Annotated in this window: 21 protein-coding genes and 1 other annotated feature; all 21 genes read right to left on the bottom strand. The window is 40.2% G+C overall.

Annotation, left to right across the window (positions count from 1 at the left end; genetic code table 11):
• On the bottom strand, window positions 1-239 hold a 239-nt coding region (rplL, locus tag QZ158_RS03005), incomplete at its 3' end, for a 50S ribosomal protein L7/L12 (protein WP_293874654.1).
• Between the two features lie 74 nt (window positions 240-313).
• Window positions 314-814 carry a 50S ribosomal protein L10 gene (rplJ, locus tag QZ158_RS03000; RefSeq protein ID WP_012000594.1) on the bottom strand — a complete coding sequence of 167 codons (501 nt, stop codon included), beginning with the start codon at window positions 812-814 and terminating at the stop codon, window positions 314-316.
• A gap of 38 nt (window positions 815-852) precedes the next feature.
• Window positions 853-987: a sequence feature (ribosomal protein L10 leader region), on the bottom strand.
• Between the two features lie 62 nt (window positions 988-1,049).
• Window positions 1,050-1,847 carry a formate/nitrite transporter family protein gene (locus tag QZ158_RS02995; protein ID WP_293874648.1) on the bottom strand — a complete coding sequence of 266 codons (798 nt, stop codon included), beginning with the start codon at window positions 1,845-1,847 and terminating at the stop codon, window positions 1,050-1,052.
• Between the two features lie 189 nt (window positions 1,848-2,036).
• Window positions 2,037-2,708 carry a glucosaminidase domain-containing protein gene (locus tag QZ158_RS02990; RefSeq protein WP_293874656.1) on the bottom strand — a complete coding sequence of 224 codons (672 nt, stop codon included), beginning with the start codon at window positions 2,706-2,708 and terminating at the stop codon, window positions 2,037-2,039.
• A 173-nt stretch (window positions 2,709-2,881) separates the two neighbouring features.
• Entirely contained in the window at window positions 2,882-3,478 is a 597-nt protein-coding gene (yihA, locus tag QZ158_RS02985) for a ribosome biogenesis GTP-binding protein YihA/YsxC (RefSeq protein ID WP_293874646.1), read from the bottom strand.
• Window positions 3,479-3,489: 11 nt separating this feature from the next.
• On the bottom strand, window positions 3,490-4,722 hold the full coding sequence (gene clpX / locus QZ158_RS02980; RefSeq protein WP_293874644.1) for an ATP-dependent Clp protease ATP-binding subunit ClpX: 1,233 nt from the start codon (window positions 4,720-4,722) through the stop codon (window positions 3,490-3,492).
• A gap of 210 nt (window positions 4,723-4,932) precedes the next feature.
• Window positions 4,933-5,445: a dihydrofolate reductase gene (locus tag QZ158_RS02975; protein WP_293874642.1), complete on the bottom strand. Its 513-nt coding sequence runs from the start codon at window positions 5,443-5,445 to the stop codon at window positions 4,933-4,935.
• Window positions 5,446-5,594: 149 nt separating this feature from the next.
• Window positions 5,595-6,236 (bottom strand): LPXTG cell wall anchor domain-containing protein, encoded by a 642-nt coding sequence (locus QZ158_RS02970; protein ID WP_293874640.1) that lies wholly within the window; start codon window positions 6,234-6,236, stop codon window positions 5,595-5,597.
• A 588-nt stretch (window positions 6,237-6,824) separates the two neighbouring features.
• On the bottom strand, window positions 6,825-12,344 hold the full coding sequence (locus QZ158_RS02965; protein ID WP_293874638.1) for a putative Ig domain-containing protein: 5,520 nt from the start codon (window positions 12,342-12,344) through the stop codon (window positions 6,825-6,827).
• Between the two features lie 1,733 nt (window positions 12,345-14,077).
• Complete coding sequence (locus tag QZ158_RS02955; RefSeq protein WP_293874636.1) at window positions 14,078-14,206, bottom strand: hypothetical protein; 129 nt, start codon at window positions 14,204-14,206, stop codon at window positions 14,078-14,080.
• Between the two features lie 314 nt (window positions 14,207-14,520).
• Window positions 14,521-15,360 (bottom strand): thymidylate synthase, encoded by an 840-nt coding sequence (locus tag QZ158_RS02950; protein ID WP_293874634.1) that lies wholly within the window; start codon window positions 15,358-15,360, stop codon window positions 14,521-14,523.
• A 94-nt stretch (window positions 15,361-15,454) separates the two neighbouring features.
• Window positions 15,455-16,414, bottom strand: coding sequence for an ROK family glucokinase (locus QZ158_RS02945; protein ID WP_293874632.1), 960 nt, complete (start codon window positions 16,412-16,414; stop codon window positions 15,455-15,457).
• A gap of 135 nt (window positions 16,415-16,549) precedes the next feature.
• A complete protein-coding gene (locus QZ158_RS02940; protein ID WP_061564008.1) occupies window positions 16,550-17,080 on the bottom strand; it encodes a DUF308 domain-containing protein in 531 nt (176 codons plus the stop codon).
• A gap of 10 nt (window positions 17,081-17,090) precedes the next feature.
• The gene (locus tag QZ158_RS02935; RefSeq protein WP_293874628.1) at window positions 17,091-18,962 is read right to left on the bottom strand and encodes an ABC-F family ATP-binding cassette domain-containing protein; all 1,872 of its coding nucleotides are present in this window, start codon (window positions 18,960-18,962) and stop codon (window positions 17,091-17,093) included.
• Complete coding sequence (locus QZ158_RS02930; protein ID WP_293874626.1) at window positions 18,959-20,179, bottom strand: CCA tRNA nucleotidyltransferase; 1,221 nt, start codon at window positions 20,177-20,179, stop codon at window positions 18,959-18,961. The genes QZ158_RS02935 and QZ158_RS02930 overlap by 4 nt, the downstream gene beginning before the upstream one ends.
• Window positions 20,176-20,943, bottom strand: coding sequence for a 4-hydroxy-tetrahydrodipicolinate reductase (gene dapB / locus QZ158_RS02925; RefSeq protein WP_129822029.1), 768 nt, complete (start codon window positions 20,941-20,943; stop codon window positions 20,176-20,178). Before dapB ends, QZ158_RS02930 begins: the two co-directional genes overlap by 4 nt.
• A 9-nt stretch (window positions 20,944-20,952) precedes the next feature.
• Entirely contained in the window at window positions 20,953-21,801 is an 849-nt protein-coding gene (locus QZ158_RS02920; protein WP_293874621.1) for a DegV family protein, read from the bottom strand.
• 3 nt (window positions 21,802-21,804) lie between these two features.
• Window positions 21,805-22,179, bottom strand: coding sequence for a DUF1149 family protein (locus tag QZ158_RS02915; RefSeq protein WP_006596301.1), 375 nt, complete (start codon window positions 22,177-22,179; stop codon window positions 21,805-21,807).
• 143 nt (window positions 22,180-22,322) lie between these two features.
• Window positions 22,323-24,290 (bottom strand): fructose-specific PTS transporter subunit EIIC, encoded by a 1,968-nt coding sequence (locus QZ158_RS02910; RefSeq protein WP_293874618.1) that lies wholly within the window; start codon window positions 24,288-24,290, stop codon window positions 22,323-22,325.
• Complete coding sequence (gene pfkB / locus QZ158_RS02905; protein ID WP_293874616.1) at window positions 24,287-25,198, bottom strand: 1-phosphofructokinase; 912 nt, start codon at window positions 25,196-25,198, stop codon at window positions 24,287-24,289. The genes QZ158_RS02910 and pfkB overlap by 4 nt, the downstream gene beginning before the upstream one ends.
• Complete coding sequence (locus QZ158_RS02900) at window positions 25,195-25,938, bottom strand: DeoR/GlpR family DNA-binding transcription regulator (RefSeq protein WP_154858022.1); 744 nt, start codon at window positions 25,936-25,938, stop codon at window positions 25,195-25,197. The genes pfkB and QZ158_RS02900 overlap by 4 nt, the downstream gene beginning before the upstream one ends.
• Between the last annotated feature and the right edge of the window lie 305 nt (window positions 25,939-26,243).

Below are 26,243 nucleotides of genomic sequence, written 5' to 3'. Positions count from 1 at the left end.
AGACCAGTGATTTCACGTACAACTTTGATAACGCCGACTTTCTTGTCGCCTGCAGATGTCAATTCAACGTCGAATGAATCTTTAGCAGCACCAGCGTCAGCAGCACCAGCTGCAGCAACAGCTACAGGAGCAGCTGCAGTTACACCAAATTCTTCTTCGATAGCTTTTACAAGGTCGTTCAATTCAAGGATTGAAGCTTCTTTAATTTCAGCAATAATGTTTTCAATGTTCAATGCCATTGTTATTTCCTCCAAATAAGTTTTAAATTTTATAATATTTTTTTCGTAGCTAGGCTACGCTGCGTAGCTTAAGATTAAGCTGCGTCTTCTTTGTTGTCTGCAACCGCTTTGACTGCAAGAGCAACGTTGCGCACTGGCGCTTGAAGTACAGAAAGGAGCATAGAAAGAAGTCCTTCGCGGTTTGGAAGAGTTGCAAGAGCAAGGATCTCTTCTTTTGATGCGACAGCGCCTTCGATTGCACCACCTTTGATTTCAAGTGCGTCAGCGTTTTTAGCAAAGTCGTTCAAGATTTTCGCTGGTGCGATAACATCTTCGTTAGAAAATGCTACTGCAGATGGTCCAACAAAAACAGATGCAAGATCTTCAAGACCAGCTTTTTCAGCTGCACGACGTAAGATTGAGTTTTTAATAACTTTATACTCAACTTCGCTTCCACGAAGCTCACGACGAAGAACTGTATCTTGTTCTACTGTCAAACCACGAGCGTCAACAACGACGATTGATGCAGCAGCTTTCATTTTCTCAGCTACTACGTCAACTAGTTCCGCTTTCTTAGCAATAATTGCTTCACTCATTAGTGTGTTCACCTCCGTAATTATTTTGCTTGGGGAATTTTTCCAAAAGAAAAACGCGCCCAAACCTAGACACGAAAGTACAATACGCTTCTTTTACATGATACGTTTTGTCCTCGGTAGGATCTTTATGAGTCAAGCTCCCCTACTGTCTTAGGCAGTTTTTTCAAACCGTTATTTAGTGTATCACATAAAAAAAAAGAATGCAAGTATTTTTGCAAACTTTTTTTAAAAATTATTAATCTTTATAGATAGTCTTGGTACGATTGAGCCATGCATAGGCCAAGCCCATGATCATTCCTCCACCTACCCAGTTACCTACAAAAGTGACTGCATAATGACGAAGCACATTGAAGAACTCTAAGTGAGGCAAATCTTTCGAAATAGAGTTAAAAGTAGCTAATGAGAAAGAAGCAAAGTTTGCCGCGATGTGTTCATTCGTAAGGAAAACAAACATATAAATAGCTGACAAAGCCATCAGAACTTTAGCTGTTTCATCTTTAAAGAAGAGGTAGGACAAGATGGCTATATTAACAAAGATGTTGGCAACAACCCCTTCAAAGAAAACCAATTGATTAGAACGTTGCAACTTCATCTCTACAACCGAACCAAGGAAGCCTTTTGGATTCAAATGAGCAAAAGCACTTGTCTGACTGAAGAGAAATGCGAGGAACAAGGCACCAACCAGATTAAAGAACGTACAATATAGCAAAATTTCTAAAGCTTTCTTCCAATTAATTTTCTTTAAATAAACACCAGCTGTCAGGTACATCATATTGGAAGTCGTTAACTCACTATTTAAGAAGAGTAAATAAACCAATCCCCAAGCAAAAATAAAAGGGAACAAGAAACGACCAGAACCTGGCAAGAAAGTATTGAGAAGATCTGCACCCACAATCCCAACTGCTGTACTCATGGTAAGAAATGCACCCGCAAACATAGAGCGAACAGCATAACGAGCCTTAGAATCTGTATATAGTTCTTCCTTCTTTTGACATGCTGCCTCTACTTTAAGAACAAAATTTGATTCTCCCATCTGAATCTCCTTAAAAATTGAATTTGTGAACTTCTTCATTATATCATAGATAGAACCTCCTGAAAAGGTTTTCAGAAAAATAATATAAAAAATACTGTTTTCAATAAAAAATGATATAAAACGATTTAAAACGACTAAAAGAATAAACAGACCTTAATGGCCTGTTTATCATTCAATTTAATTCATATCTTACAAGAAACGATTTGCCCATGCGATATCCAAGTTCAAGATTTCTTGAGTTGTATATTGTTGGCGATACGGGTTGTAGACTGTACCTTCATAGCCACCATACACACTTGGCGAATCATACTGAGTAAGGTTGTAAGTTTCGATAATATGGTTCAATTTTGCATAGTAACTTGTATCAGTAGCATAGACACCCGTTAAAGCAGCTGTCGCATCCTGGTAGCTTGTTGTATTGCTCTTCCAAGCTCCTGCAAAATGACCTTGTTTCAAAACAGCAACATAGTCTTGCAATGATTCATAGTAGCTAGGGTATGAACGGAAAGCATCGTTGATGGTATAGGCATTTCCATTACCGTCATCTTCCCACGTCTGCATCAAAGCTGATTGACCAGAATAACTACCTTTAATACCAAAGAGGTTGTAGTGTGGATAAGATGACAAACCAGATTGACCAGCTCCGCTTTCTAAGATGGCTTGAGCAATCATAACAGAAGCATAAAGATCATTTTCTTGACCAAGCTGACGAGCAGATTCACCGATTTGTGAGATAAAAGTTTCTGTTGGATCTGCGTATTGAGTATAAGCACCATCATTAGCATCAACGTTACTTACATGCTCACTCATAGCTGCCGCTACTGTTCCTGCAGCTACTAGAGCCACTATAGATCCAATCAGTTTCGATTTATTTAGTATTTTTTTCAATGTGATAATCTCCTAATGTTTTAATGAAAACTCTTTAAGATGATTATAGCACAGAAAAGCATTAAATTGTTGAGCTCAATATTACATTTTAATTACAATATCGAGATAAATCAAATAAATAAATAACAGGTTAGAAATAATATGATTTATTCCGAAAAACTATAGTCAAAAATTGCGTCCCAAGCTTCTTCTACTCCCGTTTTATTAACGGATGAGAAAATGATAAAGGTATCTGTTTTATCAAAATCCAGCTTCTTCTTGATCATCGATTCATGCTTGTTCCATTTTCCTCTTGGAATTTTGTCGGCTTTGGTCGCAACCAAGATAACAGGGATCTCGTAATATTTCAAAAACTCGTACATCTGGACATCATCATCTGAGGGTTCATGACGAAGATCAACCAGGCTGACAACAGCTCTTAAATTCTCTCTCGATGTCAGATATTCTTCGATCATTTTGCCCCATTTCTCGCGTTCTTTTTTGGAGACACGAGCATATCCATAGCCAGGTACATCGACAAAACGAAGTTTGTCATCGATATTAAAAAAGTTCAATAATTGTGTTTTTCCTGGTTTTCCTGATGTACGGGCCAAGTTCTTGCGATTTAGCATGGTATTAATAAAAGAAGACTTGCCGACATTTGATCGACCGGCAAGTGCAACTTCTGGGATATCATCTTGAGGATAATGGCTTTTATTGGTAGCGCTCAAGAGAATATCCGCATTATGAGTATTTACTTTCATAGAATTTCTTTCTAGGCAGTTTCTAAAATTGGTTTTTCAGTTCCGTTAACTGCTTCTTTGGTGATCCGAACCAGTTTAACATCTTCTTGACTTGGAACTTCAAACATCACATCCAACATCGTTTCTTCGATGATGGAGCGTAGTCCGCGAGCACCAGTCTTACGTTCGATGGCTTTGCTTGCAATTTCTTCAAGTGCTTCGTCATCAAATTCCAATTCAACGTCGTCAAAGGATAAGAGAGCTTGGTATTGTTTCACCAAGGCATTTCTTGGTTCTTTCAAAATACGAACCAAGTCATCCACTGTCAATTGCTCTAATGCAGCAAGAACTGGAAGGCGACCGATTAACTCAGGGATAATACCGAATTTTTGGATATCTTCTGCAATGATTTCTTGCATATAAGAGCTTGATTCATCGATGGCTTTGTTGTTTTGACCAAATCCGATGATCTTCTCACCTAAACGTTGCTTCACGATTTCTTCGATCCCATCAAAGGCTCCACCGACGATGAAGAGGATGTTCTTGGTATCGACTTGGATCATTTCTTGTTGTGGGTGCTTGCGTCCGCCTTGAGGTGGCACGCTGGCTACAGTTCCTTCGATGATCTTCAAGAGAGCTTGTTGTACCCCTTCACCAGACACATCACGGGTGATAGAGACATTCTCACTCTTCTTAGCAATCTTATCGATTTCATCAACATAGATGATCCCACGCTCTGCACGTTCAATATTGAAGTCAGCAGCTTGCAAGAGCTTCAAAAGGATATTTTCAACGTCTTCTCCGACATAACCCGCTTCTGTCAAAGCTGTCGCATCCGCAATGGCAAATGGCACGTTCAAGCTCTTAGCGAGTGTTTGAGCCAAGAAGGTTTTTCCTGAACCTGTAGGCCCCACCATCAAAATGTTTGATTTTTGAAGATCCACATCATTGTCTTCTTCACGATTTTCGTGGAAGTTAATCCGTTTGTAGTGATTATATACCGCTACTGAGAGGGCTCGTTTAGCACGATCCTGGCCGATAACATAGTGGTTAAGGATATTGAGGAGTTCAATTGGTTTTGGAACCTCTGAGAGGTCTGCCAAGACTTCCTCAGCTAGTTCTTCACGAATGATTTCTTGAGCTAACTCAACACATTCATTACAGATAAAGGCGTTGTTCCCTGCGATAATCTTCTGTACTTCGTCTTGGTTCTTACCACAAAACGAACAATAAACCATCATATCATTTGATTGATTTGTAGGCATTTTCTTCTCCCGATTCTAAAGTCTGTTTGTAATTTATTTAAATAAAGTCATATAAAAGGCGTGAATCGAATTCACAAGATTGGTAAAGGCATTTAATAAGAAAAGGGTGGCTAAGCCATAGCGCTTCTTCCGAAGAGTCTGGGAAGCACATACTAGGCAAATCACGCATAAAACCGCTGTAAAAAAGCCAAAGATACTACGTTCCATGAACTAGTTTTCCTTTCTTTCAAAATGTCTAATGGTAAAGTCATAAGGGTTTTTTTCGTCTTTTTCGATCGTCCGCTCGTCCAGTAACTGGAACTGATCCCAATGGAAGTCTTCTGGGAAATACGTATCTCCTTCTAATTGGGCATCGATGACAGTCTGATAAAGCTCCTCTAGATAAGGCTCGAAAAGGCGAATCACCTTCTCCCCACCGATAATAAAGAGTGACTGATCCTGATCCTTATACCAGTCTAAAACATCTTCTACGGAAGTTTTTAACAAGACCTTTTCATTATCTACATCATACTTGTCATCTCTAGAGAGAATGATATTGGTCCGATTTGGAAGGACACGTTTGTTTAACCCTTCGTAGGTAACTCTCCCCATAAGGATCGCATGGCCCGTTGTCGTTTGTTTAAAGTGTTGCAATTCAGCTGGTAAATGCCAAGGCATGACCTGGTCCTTGCCGATAACTCCATTCTTTGTCTGAGCCCAAATACCAATTACTTTCTTACTCATTCTTACATCCTTTACACTGATACTTCTATTTTATCAAATTTTTTTAGAAAAGACTGTTTCCAACTATTGGTTCATTGACCAAAACTTTACAAGTTTTTCGTCAAAAAAACCGCGATTTATCGCGGTTTTGATCAGACAAATTCTAAGACTTAGTCTTCTTTTTTGCGTTTAGCAAGTCCGAATAATGAGAGACCTGCCAAGGCACTGAGAAGAGCAAGACCCGTTTTTGAACTTTCCTCTGTACCAGTTTCAGGAAGAACTGCTGTTTCATCTGATGGATTGATAAATGTAGCCTCCTTAGTCACTAAAACTGGTTTTTGATCTGGTGTTGGCACTGGAGTAATCTTAGGTGTGTAAGTCGTTTCAGCTGGTGTGCCGATGGCATCATTAACTTGAACTTTAACGGCAACCACATCACCTGTGTATGTCTTATCTGTTGGTGTGAAGATTACAACACCTGTTGTTGAATCAATTGATGAAGTACCAATTGGTGTTTTACCATCTTCTGCATATGCTTGAGTTATACCAATAACTTCATTTCCATCTTTATCCAAAAGCTTATAGCTGTTTTCTTTCAGTGGAATTTGTTTGTCTTGACCATTTACATTAACTGTAGCCCCCTCAAAAGTAGGTGTTCCAGTTTGTACAGTACCCTGAATATCATTAGATGTTGCAGAGGTTGCTGTTGGAGCGGCAGAAAGTACAGTTGGTGTGTATTTGGCATCTGCTGTAATTGTAGCTTTATTACCACGCTCATTTGTAATAGTCGCAGTTACTTGGAAAGGTTTCAAAAACTTCACTTTTACAGAGATAAAACAGGGATTCGCTACACGTCAGTAGGCGTGAGAAACCTTGATTTAACGCGATTCTTGAAATTATAAACTTCAATGTATTGCATTAAAAATCTACCGAATAACTACATTTTTTGAAATAAGAATATTGATTCGGACAATTAAAAGCGAGAGAAGCTTCAACATGTAGCTTTTCTTTTTTTAGGCTTATTCCGGTATCTATTTTTCTTAACCTTATTATTGGACTCTTACTATATATTCAACAAACTTCAGTAAGCAATATTTAATTTTAGTTTTAACACTATCTTGAAAATTGCTGAAGAATCTGACATTTGCAGAAATAAACAGATATCGATACCAAGGATAAAATATTACTTTTCAATAATTAATGAGTATTACAATATAAGTACAAATAAGAAAATATCTAAATCCGTAACCTCCTAAAGGTTGACTGATCTAGATATTTTTCTTTCTAATGTCGATGAAATATTGATCTGAAACCTAGTATCAAGACATTATTTCTGAGCGCTACCACTTTTTATTCTATATTAAAGTATTTGAATTAGAATTTTAGAAAATATTTTAATTCTAGTCTTCTTTTCTTTTGGCTACGTAAAGAGTAAGTAATATTCCACTTCCTAAAAGAACTGAAATAACTTCTGTTTGACTTCCAGTATTTGGCAATGCAGTGTTTCTTTGACTAGTGTGTTCAGAAAAATTAAAATCAGATACCTCTGTATTTGTTTCACTTGGTACGGGAACAGCTACTACGTTAACTGAAGTATCCTTACCTGGTTTGTCGTCTTTCTTCTCTTGTGGTTCGACTTCACGTGGTGGTTTTGGTATATTACCTTTTGGTTCTTGTGGTTCGTCTTTACGTGGTGGTTTTGGTATATTACCTTTTGGTTCTTGCGGTTTGTCTTCAAGCGGTGGTACTGGTTTATTAACACAAGTACAGTTACCATCTTTTCCGTCTTTACCATTCTTCACAACTATTTCTTGTCTTGTTCCATCTGGATTGGTGATAACAATAGTATGAGTTCCATCTTGATTTTCGTTTGTTACAATCGTTGGAGACTTACCATCAATTCCGTCACGTCCATTTGTTCCATTTTGTCCATCACGGCCTTGAAGACCTTGATCACCCTTGTCTCCTTTAGCTCCCTTGATGTTAGCTACTAGTTGCCACTCCCCATTTTTCTTAACAAATACGTCTCCTGTTGTTGTATTAATGAATGTATCGCCATCTTTTCCATCTTGGGCTGTTGGTGTGTTTGTTCCGTTTAGGATATCTTTTCCGTCTCGGCCGTTTTGTCCTGGTAAGCCTTGAGCTCCATCTTGACCACGTTCACCTTGAAGACCTTGATCACCCTTGTCTCCTTTTGGTCCTTTGATGTTAGCTGCTAGTTGCCACTCCCCATTTTTCTTAACAAATACGTCTCCTGTTGTTGTATTAATGAATGTATCGCCATCTTTTCCATCTTGGGCTGTTGGTGTGTTTGTTCCGTTTAGGATATCTTTTCCGTCTCGGCCGTTTTGTCCTGGTAAGCCTTGAGCTCCATCTTGACCACGTTCACCTTGAAGACCTTGATCACCCTTATCTCCTTTTGGTCCAGCTACTCCATCTTGGCCATCTTTGATTACAGATGTTCCTAAAACAGTATCTGTTCCTACATCGAACTGGTTATTCGCATTTTTGTCACTATAGAAGGTTAACGTAGTTTCTTTCTTAGTTTCATCTCGATCTACTTTGACATTTGGAGTTTCTCCATCTTTACCATTCTTGATAATTGTTTCAACAGGGTTAGCACCCGGTTGTGAAATCGTAATGGTATGAGTTCCGTCATTGTTTTCCTTCACTGTAATTGTCGGAGTTGACGGTGTTAAGTCTACAACATCTATCGTAATGTCTTTTGTAATTGACTTAGTTTTACCAGCATTTGTCACTGTTACTGGTATATCAAATGCTCCAGCTACTGTTGGTGTTCCTGAAATAGTCTTAGCGGATTCATCGTATGTTACACCATCTGGAAGTTTGGTCTTATCAACCGTTAATGTAGCACCTGCTGGTACTGCAAACGTAATTGGACGAAGACCATTTTTACCTAGCGCAATCATTTGACGATCATTTTTTATGTCTAATGTTACTGGATCATCTACTACTGTTACAGTGATAATCTCTTCTGCAATACCTTTACCTAATGTTTCAGAATCCAATGTTGCTTTTAAACGAACTTTATAAATACCAGGCTTGGTTGGAGTACCGCTAATTGTATGCGTTGCAGGATTATAATTTAAACCTGCAGTTGATTCAAGATACGAATCTAAGTCTGTTTCCGGTAAGTCTACGCTTAGATAACGAGCTACTAAACTTGAATGTTCACTGTGAGAAACCACCATATTTTTAATAGTTTCACCCAGACGAATCATTTGTTCTTTTTCAGTAACATTAATACTTACCGGAAGTGGGCGAACATTAATTTTAATATGTCCCCCATCAACTGGAGATTCTGCCATTTCTGGGAAAGTAGCTTTATATGGAATTAAGTACTCTCCAACTTTAGATGGTGTTCCAGAAATTGTTCTACTTACTGAATCATAAGTAACTCCTGGTGGTAATTGACTTGTATCTACCTCCAATCTCGCTTTATTGTCAGAAGGAGTCAGTACAACATTGTCTATCGCAGTTAGAACAGTCTTCTCTTGTTCCTTATTATCAACGGTTACAGTTAAATCTCGTGAAGTTACATTAATCGTTAACGTTGCACTTGCGGTTGAATTGCCACTAATTGTTGGATTCGTTGCTGTGAAAGTTGCTGTATAAGTTCCGACTTTTGTAGGAGTTCCTGAAACAGTTTTTGTCGTAGCATCATAGTTCACACCTGGAGGTAGTGAGCCTGAAGTTATTGATAACACCGCTCCATCTGCTTGTAGATTAATCGGTGGCAGTTCATCTAAAGCTTTTACTGTTTTTGTATTATCCGGAATAGAAAAGTTTAATGGCACACTGTTTACTGTGATATTTATATACCCATATGTCGATTGATTTGTGCCACCTGAAGTAGTTCTGTTAACATAGCCAAAGACTTGGAAAGTACCTACTTGAGTCGGAGTACCTGTGATTGTTTTTCTGTCCGAAGACCAGCTTAAACCTCTTGGTAAAGTACCTCCAACTGAACTTACAGTCGCATTTGCAGGAATTTTAAGTGTAATTGTAGGTATTTCATTACCTGCTGTAAACGTATAATTAGCTGTTGGAACAGTAAAGTTTCCTGGCGCTACTGTCAAATCGACTACTTTAGTAATTGAAACCCCATCTTTAGTAGCAGTAACCGGAATCACATAATGTCCTTCATATAGTCCAGTGCCTGATAATGTTTTGCTATTGCTATCATACATAACACCATCTGGCAGTGTTCCTACTGTGACTGTAGCACCTTCAGTTGCTGTTACAACCATATCTGCGAATTTAGTTCCTTCTGAAACTGTTTGCTTATCATTCGTTATAGATAAAGTTAAATCAGAAACTGGTAGCGGTGTAACTGTATAGGTAAAGCTTGTCTTAATCTGACGACTTTGACCTTCATTATTGGTATAAGTAGCAGTTACAATCGCTGTTTGTGGTGCATCTGTATGTTTTAAGGCATAACCTGTTAAACCTGTATTGTCAGCATTAGGACTTAGATAGAAATGTCCTCCATCAGACTCAACTGATATACTCGTAATCTTACTACCATTTGTCATTGAAACAGGAATAGTTGGGATAGCTTGCCCTTCTTGCCAGCTTTGATTAGAAATAGGATTTAGACCATCCATCACCTCGAAAGTAAATTCCCGTAGCGGAGCATCTTCTCCATAGTGTCCATCCTTAGCCTTTGCTGTAATCTTATGTACACCAATAGGTAAAATTACTCCATCTTTTTTGGTAATCACGTATTTAGTTGGATCTTCTGCACTTCTTGTAATGCTAACTCCCTCAGGAGCTTTTATATCTATCAACTCTGCATTTTCTTTATTCAATACCAACTCGCCTAATTTTTGAAGGGCAGTAGATTTAGGAACCGCAACTGGTGTTGGATTTTTTACTTGATAAAGCTTATCCGCATGAAGCAAAACATCTGCATGTGTTAAGTAATCATTTAATCTATTATCAGGCTTATTAGCAACTGAACGTTCCTCCGTTCTGACTGGAACTGTAAATATTTTTTCAGTTCCAAAACTATCCGTCGTTTTAAACTTAATTGTAAAGTTGGCTTGCTGTTTAGGAAGTTTAGTAAAACGTACTCGATAAGGAAGCTTATCGACATCTTGAGAATCAGCTTTCCAAGAATTTTCAGGTTCCAATTTAGAAACATCGACTAGTTCGTATGCTACATCTGCATTGGTATCTATACGTTCAAATTTATCAATCCTTACCTTATCTAGGGGAACAGAAGAATCGCTAAATCTTAATCCAAACTCTGTATAGTAATGAAGCGTATCTTTTTTGGCATCTTTAATTGTTCTTATAGTGTTTTTATTCTCTAAATTATTGTTTCCTCTACTAGAAGAACCATATAGGATATTTGGATTATAAGAACGGACAGTTTCACTATCATAACCTATAGCATAACCAAAAGTTGTTGTAGGAATAACCAAACCATCATCTGAACCGTTTGCAGCACTAGGATTAAAATATTGCAAAAGATATGGGTGTGTATTTATTTCATAGGTACTAGGATTTTTAATAATTAGTGATTGACTACTTCTATAAAAACCATCTTTAGAAACTAAACCAATATCATAAGTCCCCTCTTTAACCGTCTTGTCTAAGGTTATTTTCCCTGAAATCCTCTGATTAGTAGAATCGTAAGTCAAACCTAAATCTTTAGCTCCTTGAGTCAATTCCACTTCCGTTTTAGGATCTATACGGCTAGTTCCTGTTTTATAACTTAATGTTATGTCACTTCCATCTTTAGTAACAGTAGAATAGCCACTCTCATTTTCTACCGTAATATAGGGTAATTCATTAACCGATTTTATGATTAGACTTGTCGTATAATCTTGATTATTATATCTGAAGCCAACATTGTAAGTCCCAGGCTTTACCGTAACTGGAACATTTCCAGATAGGCCGAGAATAGTGTCCGAAGATCCCGATGCATTAGTAAAAGATTTTTCTCTGATACTTAACCCCAATTTTCGGGCATCTTCATTTAAGGTTAACCCATTTCTTACTGCTGAAAATCGAGAATAATCAGTATTACGAGAGGATGAAAGATCGGTAGAAATATCAAACTCGACATTAGGTGCCATAGTTGCTCCGTAGGAGTAGATCGTCGTTGCCCCCTTTGGAATGAGCACAGCTGGTTGACTCGTCGTCTCTGCTTCCAACATATAACTAATTTCACCTGAATGACCCATTTTTTTGAGTTGGTTCCAGACTGCTTCGATAGCTCCTGATAAGTTTGTGTAAGATGGATCAAAGGCTGTATTTGATCCTTCCATTAACTTGACTGAATTTTTGGTTTCTGTTAGAAGTTGATTATAACGACGAAGCGCTTCTCCAATGGCAGTTTTTTGAGTTGAGTCCGTCAGACTACTTAGGAATTTTTCAGCTTCTTTTTTTACTACCTCTGCTTCTAATATGGTCGTTTCCAATTGATCCTTGTCAGGATTTGTAACTTCCTCCTTTTCCTCCAGTTTCACCAGAGAAGCATCTACCAGTGGTTTTCTATCAGATTTTTTTTGAATAGCCTCTGCCACTTCTTTTGGCAGCATTTCTGGCTGAACTTTTGGATCCTTTTCTGTAGAAACTGCTTTTTCTGAATTAAAAATACTTGCTTCAATTGACGGTTGAGTTGCAACTGGTTTTTCTTCCAATTGATCTGACTCAGGTATAGGAACAACCTGGGTCAGATCAGTGTCTACAGTAGCTAGTTCTGACTTTGGTTGAGATTCCACAAAAGCTGGTACATTTTGCTTTTCCGATTGAGAACCAATCACTTCACTGGCGTGTACGATTGGAGCATTAGCTACAGCTCCTATAAAAAACTGCCCAATCAAAACAGAGGCCACACCGACACTGAACTTCCTGATGGCAAACTTTTGACGCTTTTCAAATTTCATGTATATACTCCTACTTTTTTTATAAATCCCCTATAATATTTATGTGGTTTGAAATAGTTTATAGAGTTAAAAAACTACATATATTTGGTATTATAATATTAATAATATCCAGTACTATTTTACTCCTTTTATGCCTTTAAAGCAAGCTGATTGTATAGTTACTGGAGCTTTTTATCAGGTGTTGCAATTGAAGGTCTTAATTTCTCTTGATATATAGAGCTTATGAAGGCTTCTTTGTTTTTTCCATTATGCTAATATGTTGATATTTGTATAAGTTTCTCTAAAAGATTGTGTACACAATTATTCTTAATGGGGTTCCCCCATTCCCCTCTTTCTTTACAAAACTTTTTTTCTTTTCCCTTTCTTCCTTCCTAATCCTCATCTCTATCTTAACAATTATCATTTTACTTCCATTATCAAGTTAATTTGCTGTTACAAATCTACCTTATTCTCCCTCCCCCTTATGAGTGCTATGGTTTTTTTATTTTTTCTAAACTTTATTCACTTTATTGTCCGACAATATAAAAAATCTCCTTGTAAATAAGAACAACAATCCATCTCATGAAACTAAACCGAGCAAGAGCCCATTCACTATTTTTGTCTAAAAGAAAGATAAAGAATTATGACAAAATAACAAAAGTCAAAATAACCTAAAATTAATAAGATCGCTATCCGAATAGAAAATGAAATCAAGGGAGCGATTGAACGTGGCGACTGGAAAAAAGTTGCCCAACTTCTATCAGTAGCACTCGAAAATGCCGAGAGGAAAGAGCGGTATTATGGAAAAATTCAAGGAATTTTATGAGGAGATGGGCGCTAATTTTAAAAAGCATGAATTGCTAAAATACCCGCTAATTTTTGTAACTATATATGGCAACTACATGTTCGATAGAAATGAACTTGCAGCCCTAAAAAACGTTAATCTGCTTTAGGACTACCAAAGACTATGACTTTCATCTGTTTCGTCATACACACGTCTAGGATGTTAAATGCTGGTATGAACTGAAAAAAACTACCAAATAGAATGGAGCACAAGTCTATCACAACAACCATGGATGCTTACGCTCAGTTGCCACCTACAAAGAAGTTCGAGGTAATGGATAATTTCTTATTTAGGATAGAAGAACTAGCAAGCGGATTTTATCACTACCTTTAAACTTCAAAGCGCTACAATCCTTGATAATATAGGGGATATAGGTCAATTATTTAACCCTTGCAGCGACTAAATAACCAGTCATGATTTCCTTTTTTTATAGATTAAACCAACCTGGAGAGCTGTTTCTTCATTGACTTCTGTAGTCGTGTTGGTCCAATTTGCAGAATTTCCGAAAACTATCCAGTTGATCTGTTTCGTGAATTCTTTAGCTGAAAAGGTTGAATAGTCTGACTTCTCAACTTTAGGAGTTGATGTTGGGCCTTCTACATCATTCGCAATCAAGTTAGGATCATTGGCATCACATATAGCTAGACGTTTGCGACGCTTCCCAGTGTTTTCTGCTAATACTGTTGGAACTGTCTCTTCATTTGCTGGTGCTTCTACGCCTGTAGAAACTGGTTCTTTATTATCACTTATTGTTCATTTTGGCCCCTTGTTACTTGAGTTTGTTGATGCTTCTGCCACTGCAGGATTTGCAATTAGAGCATGATCCTCAACAGGTGCTTTTGTAGTTTGAGCCGTTTCTGTAGCAGTTACAGGAGCTTATGCTCGGTATGTTGTAACTGAAGTTTCAGCTTCACTTGTTGACGAAGCGGTTAGCTTCCGTTATAGTCACAGATTGACCTGCTGCTTCTGTTGTTGCAACTACTGCATGGTTCTCTGTGTTTTCATCAGAAACTACGCTTGAAGCTGTACTAACAATCACTAGCGTTCCTAAAAGAACCGATCATACCCCGATATTCAATCTTTGAAGGAAAATCTAATAATACGATCATTGAATAAATTCTTACTCACTTAATTTCATACAAAAATTTCAAAAATTATATGTATATATTGGCTAATGACTAACCTTATTAGTTCTATCGAATTTATTTAATTATCCAAAGTAAAACGTTTAAAAAATTAATCATTTTTTTAATTTGGCGATATTACTAATCCTTAAATATAATAAATAGGAAGAACGAATCATAATTTAAATTATGATTCGTTCTTCCTATTAAAGTAATCTAACAATCATCTCTATATTGCCAAATCAAACTTTAACTGAGGTTTGACAGGATCATAGTCCTCTAGCACAAAATCCTCAGCTTTGATCTCAAAGAAATTGGTGCCATCTGGCACGTTTAAGACCAAACGTGGTTGGCAATCAGATGGCTCGCGCCGAAGTAATTCTTCTGCCTGTTCGAATTGGTTATCATAGATGTGGAGGTTGTTAATAAAGTAAAAGAACTTGCCAACCTTCCAGCCAAAGTGCTTAGCGATCATCATCTGAAGAGCCACATACTGCATGGCGTTGATATGGTGCGCCACTAGCATATCATTTGAACGTTGGGTCAAAGTTGCATCCAGATAGATTTCCCCATCGACACGACGCACATCAAACATGGTTTGAAAAGCACAAGGCAAAAGTCCTTCTGACTCTTCAAAAGCTTGGTAGTCCCAGAGAGAAATAATATTGCGTCGATTCCAGGGATTGGCTTCCAGCTGTTTGAGAATCTTGTTGATGATGTCGTGTTTTTTAACGACAGCACCATAGCGTTCACCAATCGTCCCTGTATCTCCCACTTCCCAATCATTCCAGTAGCGTACCTGATACTTATCATTTAGGAGCTCCAGACTATTGGACTGGTCCTGGTAGATCCAGAGCATCTCCTTGATAGCCGACTTGATGGCAATAGGACGAAGGGTCGTAATCGGAAACTCGCCCTTGGCCAGATCAAACTCCATAAAAGCTCCCGTGATGTACTTGGAATTGGCAGTTGTGCCATCCTTGTACTTGGGCCGAGCTTGCTCAGACCAGACGCCCTCTTCCATAATTCTTCGAATATTTTCTTTAAAAAGGATATCTGCTTTTGTCATTCAATCTCCTTAAATACTGTAATACCTACATTATAACACAGGATAAAAGAAAAGAGGTCCAAATGATTCGATTTGGATCTCTTTCAAATAAATTCTATTGTAGGACAAGTGAGGCAGCTCCAATAACTCCTGCATCATTTCCAAGATTAGCAAGCACCAATTGGGTTGACGTACGTACTTGTGGGAAGGTGTTCTCATCAAAGACCTTTTGAACCCCATCCAAGAGGAATTGACCGGCTGCTGATACACCACCACCAATGACGATGTTGGCTGGGTTCAAGACACTAGCGATGTTGGCACAAGCAATACCCAAGTATTGAGAGAAATGACGGTAGACAATCAAGGCCAATTCGTCCCCTTCTTTAGCCAAATCAAAGACAGTCTTAGCTGTGACATCTTCCCCATCGTCAATCAAGCGTTTCAACTCTGCATCTCCTGCATATTCATCTGCATAACGACGGGTTAAATTGACAATACCGGTTGCTGAGGCTACTGTCTCCAAACAGCCTTTCTTACCACAGGTACAATCAAATGGACGATCGAAGTCTACTGTGATATGGCCAAGCTCACCAGCTACACCACCAGCACCGTGCAAGAGTTTTCCTTCCGCCACGATACCGCCACCAACACCAGTTCCAAGTGTCATGAAGACGACATCTGGTTGATTTTCACCAGCACCTTTCCAGCGTTCCCCAAGGGCAGCTACGTTGGCATCATTATCGATGAAGAAAGGAATTCCCAAGGCAGACTCAATATCTTTCTTGATGGGCTGTACGGTTTTCCAGTTGAGGTTGTAGGCTCCAACGACAGTTCCTTCAAAACGATCCACTGCACCAGGAGATCCCATCCCGATTCCAATAAAATCTTCTGCGGATAAGTTTAACAACTCCAAGTGGTGTTGGATGGAAGCGATGATATCAGGAACGATGTGGCTTCCTTCGTCAAGGATGTTGGTCTTGATAGACCACTTCTCTTGAATCTCTCCTTCTTGCGTCAAAATGGCAAATTTAACAGATGTTCCACCTAAATCAATACCAATAATTTTTTTGGACATTTTATACTCCTTTGTTCCTATTCTCTTGACACTAGTATACCAAAATGTGAAAAGGGTTTCAATTGTTTTTCAAGGATTCTCTCAATTTCATTTGCAAAAAAAGAACCTGTCTGCAAAAACACAGACAGGAGTTCTTTACTCCTCGTTATGAAGTTTTAAAAAGAGCCTCAAAGATTGGACCCCAATCACGAAGAAGAACAAGCCCAAAATATGCAAGAGGAAGATACTAATGGACAAAGGACTGACAATAAGAAATAAACCTATAAACAGCTCAATCAGGCCCCAAAAAGTAAACTTCTTGGACAATTCTTCAGATCGTTTGGATAGGTAATGGGCCTTTTTCAAACTCAAGGCAGACTTATACAAGAGCCAAATACCGAGTGTGATCGGAAAGACAATTGGCAAGGTCTTGTAGCCATATAGCAAGAGATAGACTGCAAAGACCAGCGAGACCGCACTCTGAAATAAATAAGGATCTGACAAGGTCGCTTGAGCTCGTAGACGATAGTAACGCGACAAACGCGAAACTGAAATCAAGAAGAATCCCAGAGAAATCAGCCAACTAAAGGTGGCAATTTTTTCGATTGGATTTACAAAGAGAACAAAGCCAATCCCGCAAAATAAAAATGATGACAGCAAAAGACTGTATTTACTAATATGGTGCATCCTTCCTCCTTTAGTTTTCTGCCAACTCACTCAAGTACTCATAGCGTTCGTACTTGGCTATGAGTCGCTCGTTTTCTTCATCCATCTGGCGCTGGAGACTGGCCAACTTACCGAAGTCAGAACCATTCTCATTCATCTCATCCTCGATGGTCGCAATCTTGTTTTCAATCTCTTCGATCTCATTCTCAATAATCGCCCACTCCTGCTTTTCCTGGTAGCTCATCCGTTTCTTTTCTTCTCGGACTTTGACCACCTTTTCTTTTTCAGGTTTGCTACTTTCGGCAACCATTTCTAGCTCAAACTTTTTCTCATCTAAGTAATCCGTATAATTTCCAAAAAACTCACGAATGCCACCATTTTCAAAAGCTAGAATCTTAGAAGCAACCTTGTCTAGGAAATAACGGTCGTGACTAACCGTGATGACCGGACCGCCGAATCCTTGTAGGAAGTTCTCTAACACTGTCAAGGTCGCGATATCCAAATCATTGGTCGGCTCGTCTAAGAGCAAGACATTTGGTTTTTCGATGAGAAGTTTCAAGAGATAAAGACGCTTCTTCTCCCCACCAGAAAGTTTCTCAATCAAGGTGCCATGGGTCGAACGCGGAAAGAGAAATTGTTCCAGCAGCTCCGCAATCGATGTAGATCCCGCACTAGTCTTGACTTCTTCTGCTACTTCTTGTAGGAAGTTAATCATCCGCTTACTTTCATCTAAACCTTCGATCTGCTGCGAGAAGTAAGCAATTCGCACCGTTTCTCCGATAACGACCTTTCCAGCAGTCGGTTGGAGTTTCCCGGCAATCAGATTAAGCAGGGTTGATTTCCCAACACCGTTATCACCCACAATTCCAATCCGATCCTTGTTTTGAACCAATAGGTTAAACTGCTGCAGAATCGGCCCTTGGTCATAGGCGAAATCGACATCTTGAAATTCAATGACTTTCTTACCGATCCGACTAGTTTCAAAGGACATTTCCAAATCTGTTTCTGTTGTCTGGTCGGATAGGTCCTTCTTGAGGTCGTGGAAGCGATTGATCCGCGCCTGTTGCTTGGTAGCACGCGCCTGCGGTTGCCGACGCATCCAGGTCAATTCTTGCTTATAGAGCTGCTGCTTCTTGTGAAGAAGAGCCGCATCTCGTTCGTCCTGCTCAGCTTTCAAGCGGACATAATCCTGGTAGTTCCCTTGGTATTCAACTAGACCAGCACGATCCAGCTCAAAAATACGAGTTGAAATATTATCCAAGAAATAACGGTCATGGGTGATAAAAAGAACGGTTTTCTTAGAGTTCTTCAAAAAATTGGTCAACCATTCGATGGTATCAATATCCAAATGGTTGGTCGGCTCATCTAACAGCAACAAATCATGGTCTCCCAGGAGAACCTGTGCCAGCTGGACACGGCGACGCAGGCCACCAGACAAACTCCCCACCTTAGCAGACAAATCCTGAATCCCCAATTTGGTCAAGACTGTTTTGACTTGGCTTTCGATCTCCCATGCATTGAGAGAATCCATCTCCGCCATGACTTTTTCCAGTTTCACTTGCTGACTTTCATCGTACTGGCTCGTCAACAGTTCATACTGACGAATCAATTGAAGTTCTTTTACATCTTCTGACAACACTGTATCGAGGACCGTCTTGCTATCATCAAATTGAGGTTCTTGGGTCAGATAACCAATCTTATAATCATTCTTTACAGAAAAAGGAGAACGATCTCCGTCATAGCCTGAACTACCAGACAAAACATCTAAGAGAGTCGTTTTCCCTGTCCCATTGACCCCGATTAGTCCAATCCGGTCCAGCTCATGAATGATAAAAGAAATCTCTTTAAAGACCGTCTTATCCCCGACGGACTTGGTTAGTTTTTCAACGATAAAATCGCTCATGCTTCCCCCTTCTTAGCTTCAAGATAGTGGCTCAAAAAATCCCCAATCGCTTGTTTGTCATTCTCTAATTCTCCGTCTACAATGGCCCATTCAATGGCAGAAAGCATTTGTCCTAGACCTGGACCTGGTTTTAAGCCGTATTCCTTCATCAATATCCCACCATTGACTACAATTTCGTGTTTATCATGGATAGCTAGCGAATCATACAATTCTTCGATGACTTGGAAATCTACGGGCAAGCCATGAGCCTGACGTAGTTCTTCCGCTGACAAGAGGAGATTGCGATCGTAACGATACACATCCCGGCGATTTAAGCTGGCCTTTTCACGCAAGCGGTAGATTTCAACCAGCTGTTCCACCTTCTTAGCAAAGTCACGAGATGTTTTCCATTTCTTGAAAAAAGCAGAAACCTTATTCTCATCTAAAGTCAAGAGTAAGGCAGCCCACGCTTGCTCTGAACTCGTAAAGGTATAGTCCATCTTCAGCTGGAACAGTTTCTCTAGGGACGATTGGCTATTTTGTAAGAGAGGGAGGTACTGATAGCTTTGGCTAGCAATTACACCTTCTAAGCCCTTGCGCCAAAAAGGAGCTAAGAGGAGCTTATCCAACTCAATAAAGACTCGTTCGACAGAGATTTTCTCCAACAAAGGAGCGCAATCTGTCATGGCATTAAAGGTTGCTTCTTCTAGATCAAAACCAAGACTGGCCTGAAACCGAAAACCACGCATAATCCGAAGAGCATCCTCGTTGAAGCGTTCTGTCGCCACACCAACAGCTCTTAGAATCCGATTCTCCAAATCTTCCAGTCCATTGAAGAGATCAATGATTTCCCCTTCTTCACTCAAGGCAAAGGCATTGACGGTAAAATCGCGGCGCTTGAGATCTTCTTCTAAGGAACGGACAAAATTAACCGCACTAGGTCTTCGAAAGTCGACGTAGACATCCTCTGTTCGAAAAGTGGTAATTTCATATTCTTGATGATTCTCAAGAACTAAGACCGTCCCGTGTTCAATCCCGACATCAATGGTCCGCTCGAAAATAGCCTTGGTCTCTTCCGGGTAAGAGGAGGAGGCAATGTCTACATCGTGGATAGGACGACCTAAAATGGCATCCCGTACAGAGCCCCCGACAAAATAAGCTTCATATCCAGCTTTTCGAATCTTTTCTAATATTGGCAAAGCCTCCTGAAATTCAGAAGGCAGTTTTTTTAATCTCATAATAGATGTTCTAAACCATAGACAAGCTCATGACGCTTGACTACTTCTTTTACTCCTAGATTAACCCCTGTCATGAAGGACACCCGATCGTAGGAATCGTGGCGTAAGGTCAATCCTTCTCCTTGACTACCGAAAATCACTTCTTGATGGGCTACCAGACCAGGCAAACGAACCGAATGGATGTGCATGCCTTGGTAGTTAGCACCGCGAGCACCTGGAAGACTCTCTTCTTCATCTGGCGCTCCCTGCTCTTGTGGTTGACGGACCTGACTAATCAGCTCAGCTGTCTTCACAGCAGTCCCACTCGGTGCATCCTTCTTCTTATCATGATGCAACTCGATGATCTCTACATTCGGGAAATACTTAGCTGCCTGCGCTGCAAATTGCATGAGCAAGACTGCACCAATAGCAAAGTTTGGCGCGATGAGGCCTCCAAGATTCTTCTCACGAGACAATTCAATCAAATCAGTGATTTCTTCTGTTGTAAATCCAGTTGTCCCAACCACAGGCGCTAGTCCATGCTCCAAAGCAAAGCGGGTATGTTCATACGCCACTTTAGGGATGGTGAAGTCAATCCACACATCCGCATCCAGCGACAAAACCCCTTCTTTGTCATGAAAGACCGGAACACCCGCCAGCTCGTTTTCAGACGCATGGGGATCAACCAAGCCAACTAGTTCAAGCTCGGGGTCTTCTAACACCATGTGACAAGCCGCTTGGCCCATTCTCCCTTTAAAACCTGCAATCACTACTCTAATTGGCATGTTTTCTCCTTATACTTTCGGTACAAAACTGATAGCAACACTGTGATTTCCTAAGTGCGTACCAATGACACTGCCGAAGGTCGCAAATGGAATCTCACCAGCAAAACCGTTTTGATGAAGAATATCGCGAAGCGTTTCTGCTTTATCCAGTGCATTCCCATGGATGATAATGATCTGATAGTCTTTATCCGCAGTTCCTCCTTTGACAATCTCAGCTAAGCGTTTGATGGCTTTTTTCTCAGTCCGAACTTTCTCGTATACCTCAATCACGCCTTCCTCGTTAAAATAGAGGATGGGCTTGATGCTGAGGAGATTCCCTAGAATCGCCGCTCCATTGGAAAGACGCCCCCCTTTGACCAAGTGATTGAGATCATCAACCATGATGTAGGCAGAAGTCCCATCGATTTGTGTCTGGATGTTGGCTAGAATTTCATCAAAAGAACGGCCTTCATCAGCCCATTTAACAGCTTCTTCAGCCATCCACCCAAGAGGAGCGCTGGTAATCTTAGAATCTGGAAAAGCGATCGTAAAATTTGGGAATTCGTCTTTCATATACTGGATATTCTGATAGAAACCAGAAATACCAGAAGAAAGGAAAATCCCTAAAACATGGGTATAGCCTTTAGCCTCTAATTGCGACAAGAGTTCTTCTAATTCCGCGATACTAGGTTGGCTCGTTTTCGGAAGTTCAGAATAAGCTTCCATCTTTTGATAGAACTCTTCTGCTGTCAGGTTTTTACCTTCTACGTAAGATACTCCATCAATGACAACTGGAATATCTAGGACAAATAAATTATCGTGTCCTCTTGATTCATCTGATAGATAGGCAGAAGAATCTGTGATGACTGCTAATTTCATGCATTAAAACTCCAAATTAATCCCTGGTAAATCAAGGGCGATTTCAGTTACCTCATAGGTCAAACGATTCAGCATATTCAAGCAAGGACGAGCTAATTCTTCCACTTCTTCTTTGCTGAATTCGCTTGGCTCGCTGACCAAACGATTGTGAATGTGGTTGATTTGGGTAATGGTTCCGCTGATGACAAAGCCATCAAAGACAATCATATAGGTCAAAATAACGATTAAAGAGGTTGTCTTTAACTCTGTATCGCGTTGAATCAATTGAAAGTTGACGTCTACTTTGGTCTCGGGAGTTCCATTTTCTTTTTCCCATTCAAAGTTGCGAGCATCATAATGATACTGGCTGACGAATTCTTTTTCACGTTGGATATCCATACTTGTTCTCCTAAAAATAAGCGTTATGAAAATTATACCATAAATTAAAACAAGATTCTATTGCAGAACCATGTCTTTTCACACAGTTTTCTCTCAGAGAGAGAAGAAAAAAGGCTGGAGAAATCCCAACCTTTTAATCATATTTAGTTTTTAGGTTTGCGAAGCAATCCGAACAAGATACCACTTACGACTGCACCAATCAATACGAACAAGATGTAAAGAAGTGGATTTGATGTAAGAGCGATAACGAAGATTCCTCCGTGAGGAGCCATGAGTTTCAAGCCTGCAAGACCAACAAGAGCACCTGTCAAAGCTGAACCTGCGATAAAGCTTGGGATGGCACGAGCTGGGTCAGCTGCACCAAATGGAATGGCACCTTCTGTGATGAAGGAAAGACCCATAACGATGTTTGTCAAACCAGAATCGCGTTCTTCTTGTGTGAATTTATCTTTAAACAAGACTGTTGCTACGAATACTGCCAATGGAGGAACCATACCAGCCGCCATAACGGCTGCCATAACAATAGAACCACCTGAAGCAACAGATTCAGCAAGAGTACCTGTAGCGAAGACATAAGCGGCTTTGTTGACTGGTCCACCCATATCGACAGCCATCATACCGCCGACGAGAAGTCCAAGAAGGACAGCTGAGCTACCTGACAAGCTTGAAAGGAAGTCGTTAAGACCAGTATTGATAGCAGCCATTGGAATATTGATGAGGAACATCAAGAATCCTGTCAAACCAACACCAAGTAATGGCAAGAGAAGGATTGAACGGATACCATCAAGAGAACGTGGAAGACCTGCAAGAGCTTTACGAAGGACAAGAATCACTCCACCTGCAAGGAAACCACCAACTAAGGCACCAAGGAAACCAGATGATACTGCTCCTGGCAACTCACCTTTAGCAGCGCCGTAGGCAATATTACCAAATGCTGACCCTGAGCTAGCAATAGATCCAGCGATAAACCCTGCTACAAAACCAGGTTTTTCAGCGATTGAGAATCCGATGTAACCTGCAAGTACAGGAAGCATAAAGCCAAAGGCTGCACCACCGATTGTTTTGAATTGAGCTGCTAATTCATGGTATGAACCAAGTTGAGACAATTGATCTTGAGGCACTCCAAGAATTTGGTCGATCAAGAAGGCAAGGGCAATCAAGATACCACCACCGATAACGAATGGAAGCATTTGAGAAACCCCACTCATCAAGTGTTTGTAGAAGGCTCCACCCAAGCTTAATTTTTCTTGGCTAGCGCTAGCTTGTGCAGCATTTTCAGCGTGGAAGACATCTGCTTTGCCATCCAAGATGGTTTGAATCAATTCTTCTGTTTGACGGATACCAGCTGCGACTGGTTTAGAGATCAATTTTTTTCCATCGAAACGAGCGGTTTCAACTGCTTTATCCGCTGCAATGATGACCCCTTCAGCTTTTGCGATTTCTTCAGCTGTCAAGCGGTTGCCGACACCGGATGCACCGTTGGTTTCAACACGGACCGTAACACCCATTTCTTCCCCTTTTTTGATGAGGGCTTCTTCTGCCATGTAAGTGTGGGCGATACCTGTTGTACATGCTGTAACAGCAACGATGAGCGGTTTGTCAGATGATGCTGCTTCTTTGACTGCTTCTGCTTTTTTCGCTTCTTCAACTGCAGCTTCTTGCTCTTCTGCATCAAAGGCTGCGATCACTTGATCAGGAGTGCTTGCTTGGCGAAGTTTGTCCGCAAATCCTGGTTTCATCAAGTATTTAGACAATTCAGCAAGTGCTGCCAAGTGAGTGTCGTTTGCTCCTTCTGGAGCGGCGATCATGAAGAACAAGTCTGTTGGTTGTCCATCAAGTGATGCATAGTCAACACCCTTGTTTGATTTTGCAAACAAGACCGTTGCTTCTTTGACTGCTTCATTTTTGCTGTGGGGCATAGCAATTCCATCACCCAAACCAGTTGAAGTTTGTGCTTCGCGGTTCATGATTCCAGCCTTGAAGGTGTCAAAATCTGTCACCACACCATTGTCAACGAGCGATTGGACCATTTCATTGATTACGCCCTCTTTATCTGTTGCCTGAAGGTCAAACAACATCACGTTTTTATTTAAAACGTCTTGAATTTTCATAGTTTTTCTACCTCTACTTTTTCATAAGTTTCTTTTATATAGTCAGCTGTCGCCAAATCATCTGAGAAGGTGGTCGCTGTTCCACAAGCTACGCCCCATTTGAAGGCTTCGATGACATCTCCTGTTCTTGCGAGCTTCCCAGTGAAGCCAGCTACCATGGAATCTCCAGCCCCGACAGAATTCTTCACTTGACCCTTGATTGGTTTTGCGAAGTAAGTTCCGCTTGGACTGACAAGAAGAGCACCATCACCCGCCATGGAAATAATGACATTTTGTGCACCCTTGGCCAAGATCTCTTTGGCATAGCGTTCAATTTCTGGCAATTCAGTCAAGGTAACGCCAAAAATAGCTCCCAACTCATGGTTGTTTGGTTTGACCAATTGGGGATTGAACTCCAAGGAATCAATCAAGGTTTGCCCTTCAAAGTCACAAACCACTTGAGCACCTGTCGCACGTGTTGCTGCGATCAATTGTTTGTAAACGGCATTTCCAAGTGAAGATGGAGCAGATCCTGCAAAGACTACCACATCATCCGCTGTTAAACTTGATAAGATGTTGAGCAATTCTTGCAACTGCGCTTCCGTCACTTCTGGGCCATTCCCATTGATCTCTGTTTCCTCATCGGCTTTGATCTTGACATTGATCCGGGTATCTTGGTCCACTGTCACAAAGCTGGTGGAAATGGCTTCGCTAATTAGTACGTCTTCGATAAAGCGTCCAGTGAAACCACCGATAAATCCAGTCGCTGTGTTCTCGATATCGAGTCGTTTTAAGACACGACTGACATTGATTCCTTTACCACCGGCGAATTTATCTTCCGAAGCCATCCGATTGACCGCCCCTGTCTCTACATGATTGAGACGAACGATGTAATCAATCGCTGGATTTAATGTAACTGTATAAATCAAACCTCAATAACCTCCGTTTTTTCTTTTAATTTAGAAAGGATTTCCGTATCTGAAGCATTGGTAATGATGGTTGCTCTCTTCACCGGAGCTACCTTAACAAAAGATGTCCGCCCAAGTTTTGACGAGTCTAGAAGAATGTAAGTATTCTTTGCATTCTCTAAAATGGCCCGTTTGACGGCCCCTTCTTCAAGATCCGGTGTGCTGTACGACTCCAGATCGACGCTATTCATCCCAATAAAAGCTCGATCGAAACTTAACTGACCGATTTGATTCAAGGCCATCCCTCCGATGCTAGCGTCAGTCGACGTTTTGACCATCCCGCCGATGATAACCGTCGGAATGTCTCTCTCTACTAAACTCGCTGCATGGTGAATGGAATTGGTTACAACTGTAACAGTTGGATTGGCTAATTCATGGACTAACAATTCATTGGTAGTTCCCGCATCGATAAAGACAACTTCAAAATCTTTGATCAATTCTGCTGCTTTTTTTGCAATTGCAGATTTTTCTTGCACGTTTTTGATTGCTTTATCTTTATTGCTTTCTTCTTCCTGCAAGGAATGGAGACTTTCAGCCCCACCGTGAATCCGTCGTAGTTTATTCTCAGCTTCTAGTTCATCTAAATCGCGTCTAACCGTTGATTCTGAAGAGTTTAACTCTTGAACCAAATCCTCAATAGAGACGATTCGCTCTTTGATAACCTTTTCTAAAATGATGTGTTTTCGTTCAGATTTTAACATATAACCTCCTTTCGGAAACGATTACAAGGACTATTATACTCTCTTATCTTTCAAAGTCAAGCACTAAATATCATTTTCTTTCATTTTCTATCAATTTCTTTAAAATCGTCCATTATTCTTTCTTTTCATTTCGCTACTTAAGGCTTGAACTAATCCTTAAAACTCTTATCTACAAATTTCTGACAGAACAAAAAAGAGGCTGGGACAAAAGTCCTAGCCTCTCAATTGTCTTTGGATTATTGAACAAGACGCAGTGGTTGAGTAGGCTCTACTTCACTGATTTCATCAGCTTTTACAGCCCTACT

Source organism: Streptococcus sp. A12, assembly GCF_905372335.1.
Classification (GTDB): domain Bacteria; phylum Bacillota; class Bacilli; order Lactobacillales; family Streptococcaceae; genus Streptococcus.
Note: the sequence above shows the minus strand (reverse complement) of the source record. Positions and strands in the feature narration are given on the sequence as shown.

Bases quoted from the DNA above. Each gene is read 5' to 3' on its own strand.
- rplJ (WP_012000594.1), bottom strand. From the start codon at position 814: ATGAGTGAAGCAATTATTGCTAAGAAAGCGGAACTAGTTGACGTAGTA.
- QZ158_RS02995 (WP_293874648.1), bottom strand. From the start codon at position 1,847: ATGGGAGAATCAAATTTTGTTCTTAAAGTAGAGGCAGCATGTCAAAAG.
- yihA (WP_293874646.1), bottom strand. From the start codon at position 3,478: ATGAAAGTAAATACTCATAATGCGGATATTCTCTTGAGCGCTACCAAT.
- clpX (WP_293874644.1), bottom strand. From the start codon at position 4,722: ATGCCTACAAATCAATCAAATGATATGATGGTTTATTGTTCGTTTTGT.
- QZ158_RS02975 (WP_293874642.1), bottom strand. From the start codon at position 5,445: ATGAGTAAGAAAGTAATTGGTATTTGGGCTCAGACAAAGAATGGAGTT.
- QZ158_RS02965 (WP_293874638.1), bottom strand. From the start codon at position 12,344: ATGAAATTTGAAAAGCGTCAAAAGTTTGCCATCAGGAAGTTCAGTGTC.
- QZ158_RS02950 (WP_293874634.1), bottom strand. From the start codon at position 15,360: ATGACAAAAGCAGATATCCTTTTTAAAGAAAATATTCGAAGAATTATG.
- QZ158_RS02945 (WP_293874632.1), bottom strand. From the start codon at position 16,414: ATGTCCAAAAAAATTATTGGTATTGATTTAGGTGGAACATCTGTTAAA.
- QZ158_RS02940 (WP_061564008.1), bottom strand. From the start codon at position 17,080: ATGCACCATATTAGTAAATACAGTCTTTTGCTGTCATCATTTTTATTT.
- QZ158_RS02935 (WP_293874628.1), bottom strand. From the start codon at position 18,962: ATGAGCGATTTTATCGTTGAAAAACTAACCAAGTCCGTCGGGGATAAG.
- QZ158_RS02930 (WP_293874626.1), bottom strand. From the start codon at position 20,179: ATGAGATTAAAAAAACTGCCTTCTGAATTTCAGGAGGCTTTGCCAATA.
- dapB (WP_129822029.1), bottom strand. From the start codon at position 20,943: ATGCCAATTAGAGTAGTGATTGCAGGTTTTAAAGGGAGAATGGGCCAA.
- QZ158_RS02920 (WP_293874621.1), bottom strand. From the start codon at position 21,801: ATGAAATTAGCAGTCATCACAGATTCTTCTGCCTATCTATCAGATGAA.
- QZ158_RS02915 (WP_006596301.1), bottom strand. From the start codon at position 22,179: ATGGATATCCAACGTGAAAAAGAATTCGTCAGCCAGTATCATTATGAT.
- QZ158_RS02910 (WP_293874618.1), bottom strand. From the start codon at position 24,290: ATGAAAATTCAAGACGTTTTAAATAAAAACGTGATGTTGTTTGACCTT.
- QZ158_RS02900 (WP_154858022.1), bottom strand. From the start codon at position 25,938: ATGTTAAAATCTGAACGAAAACACATCATTTTAGAAAAGGTTATCAAA.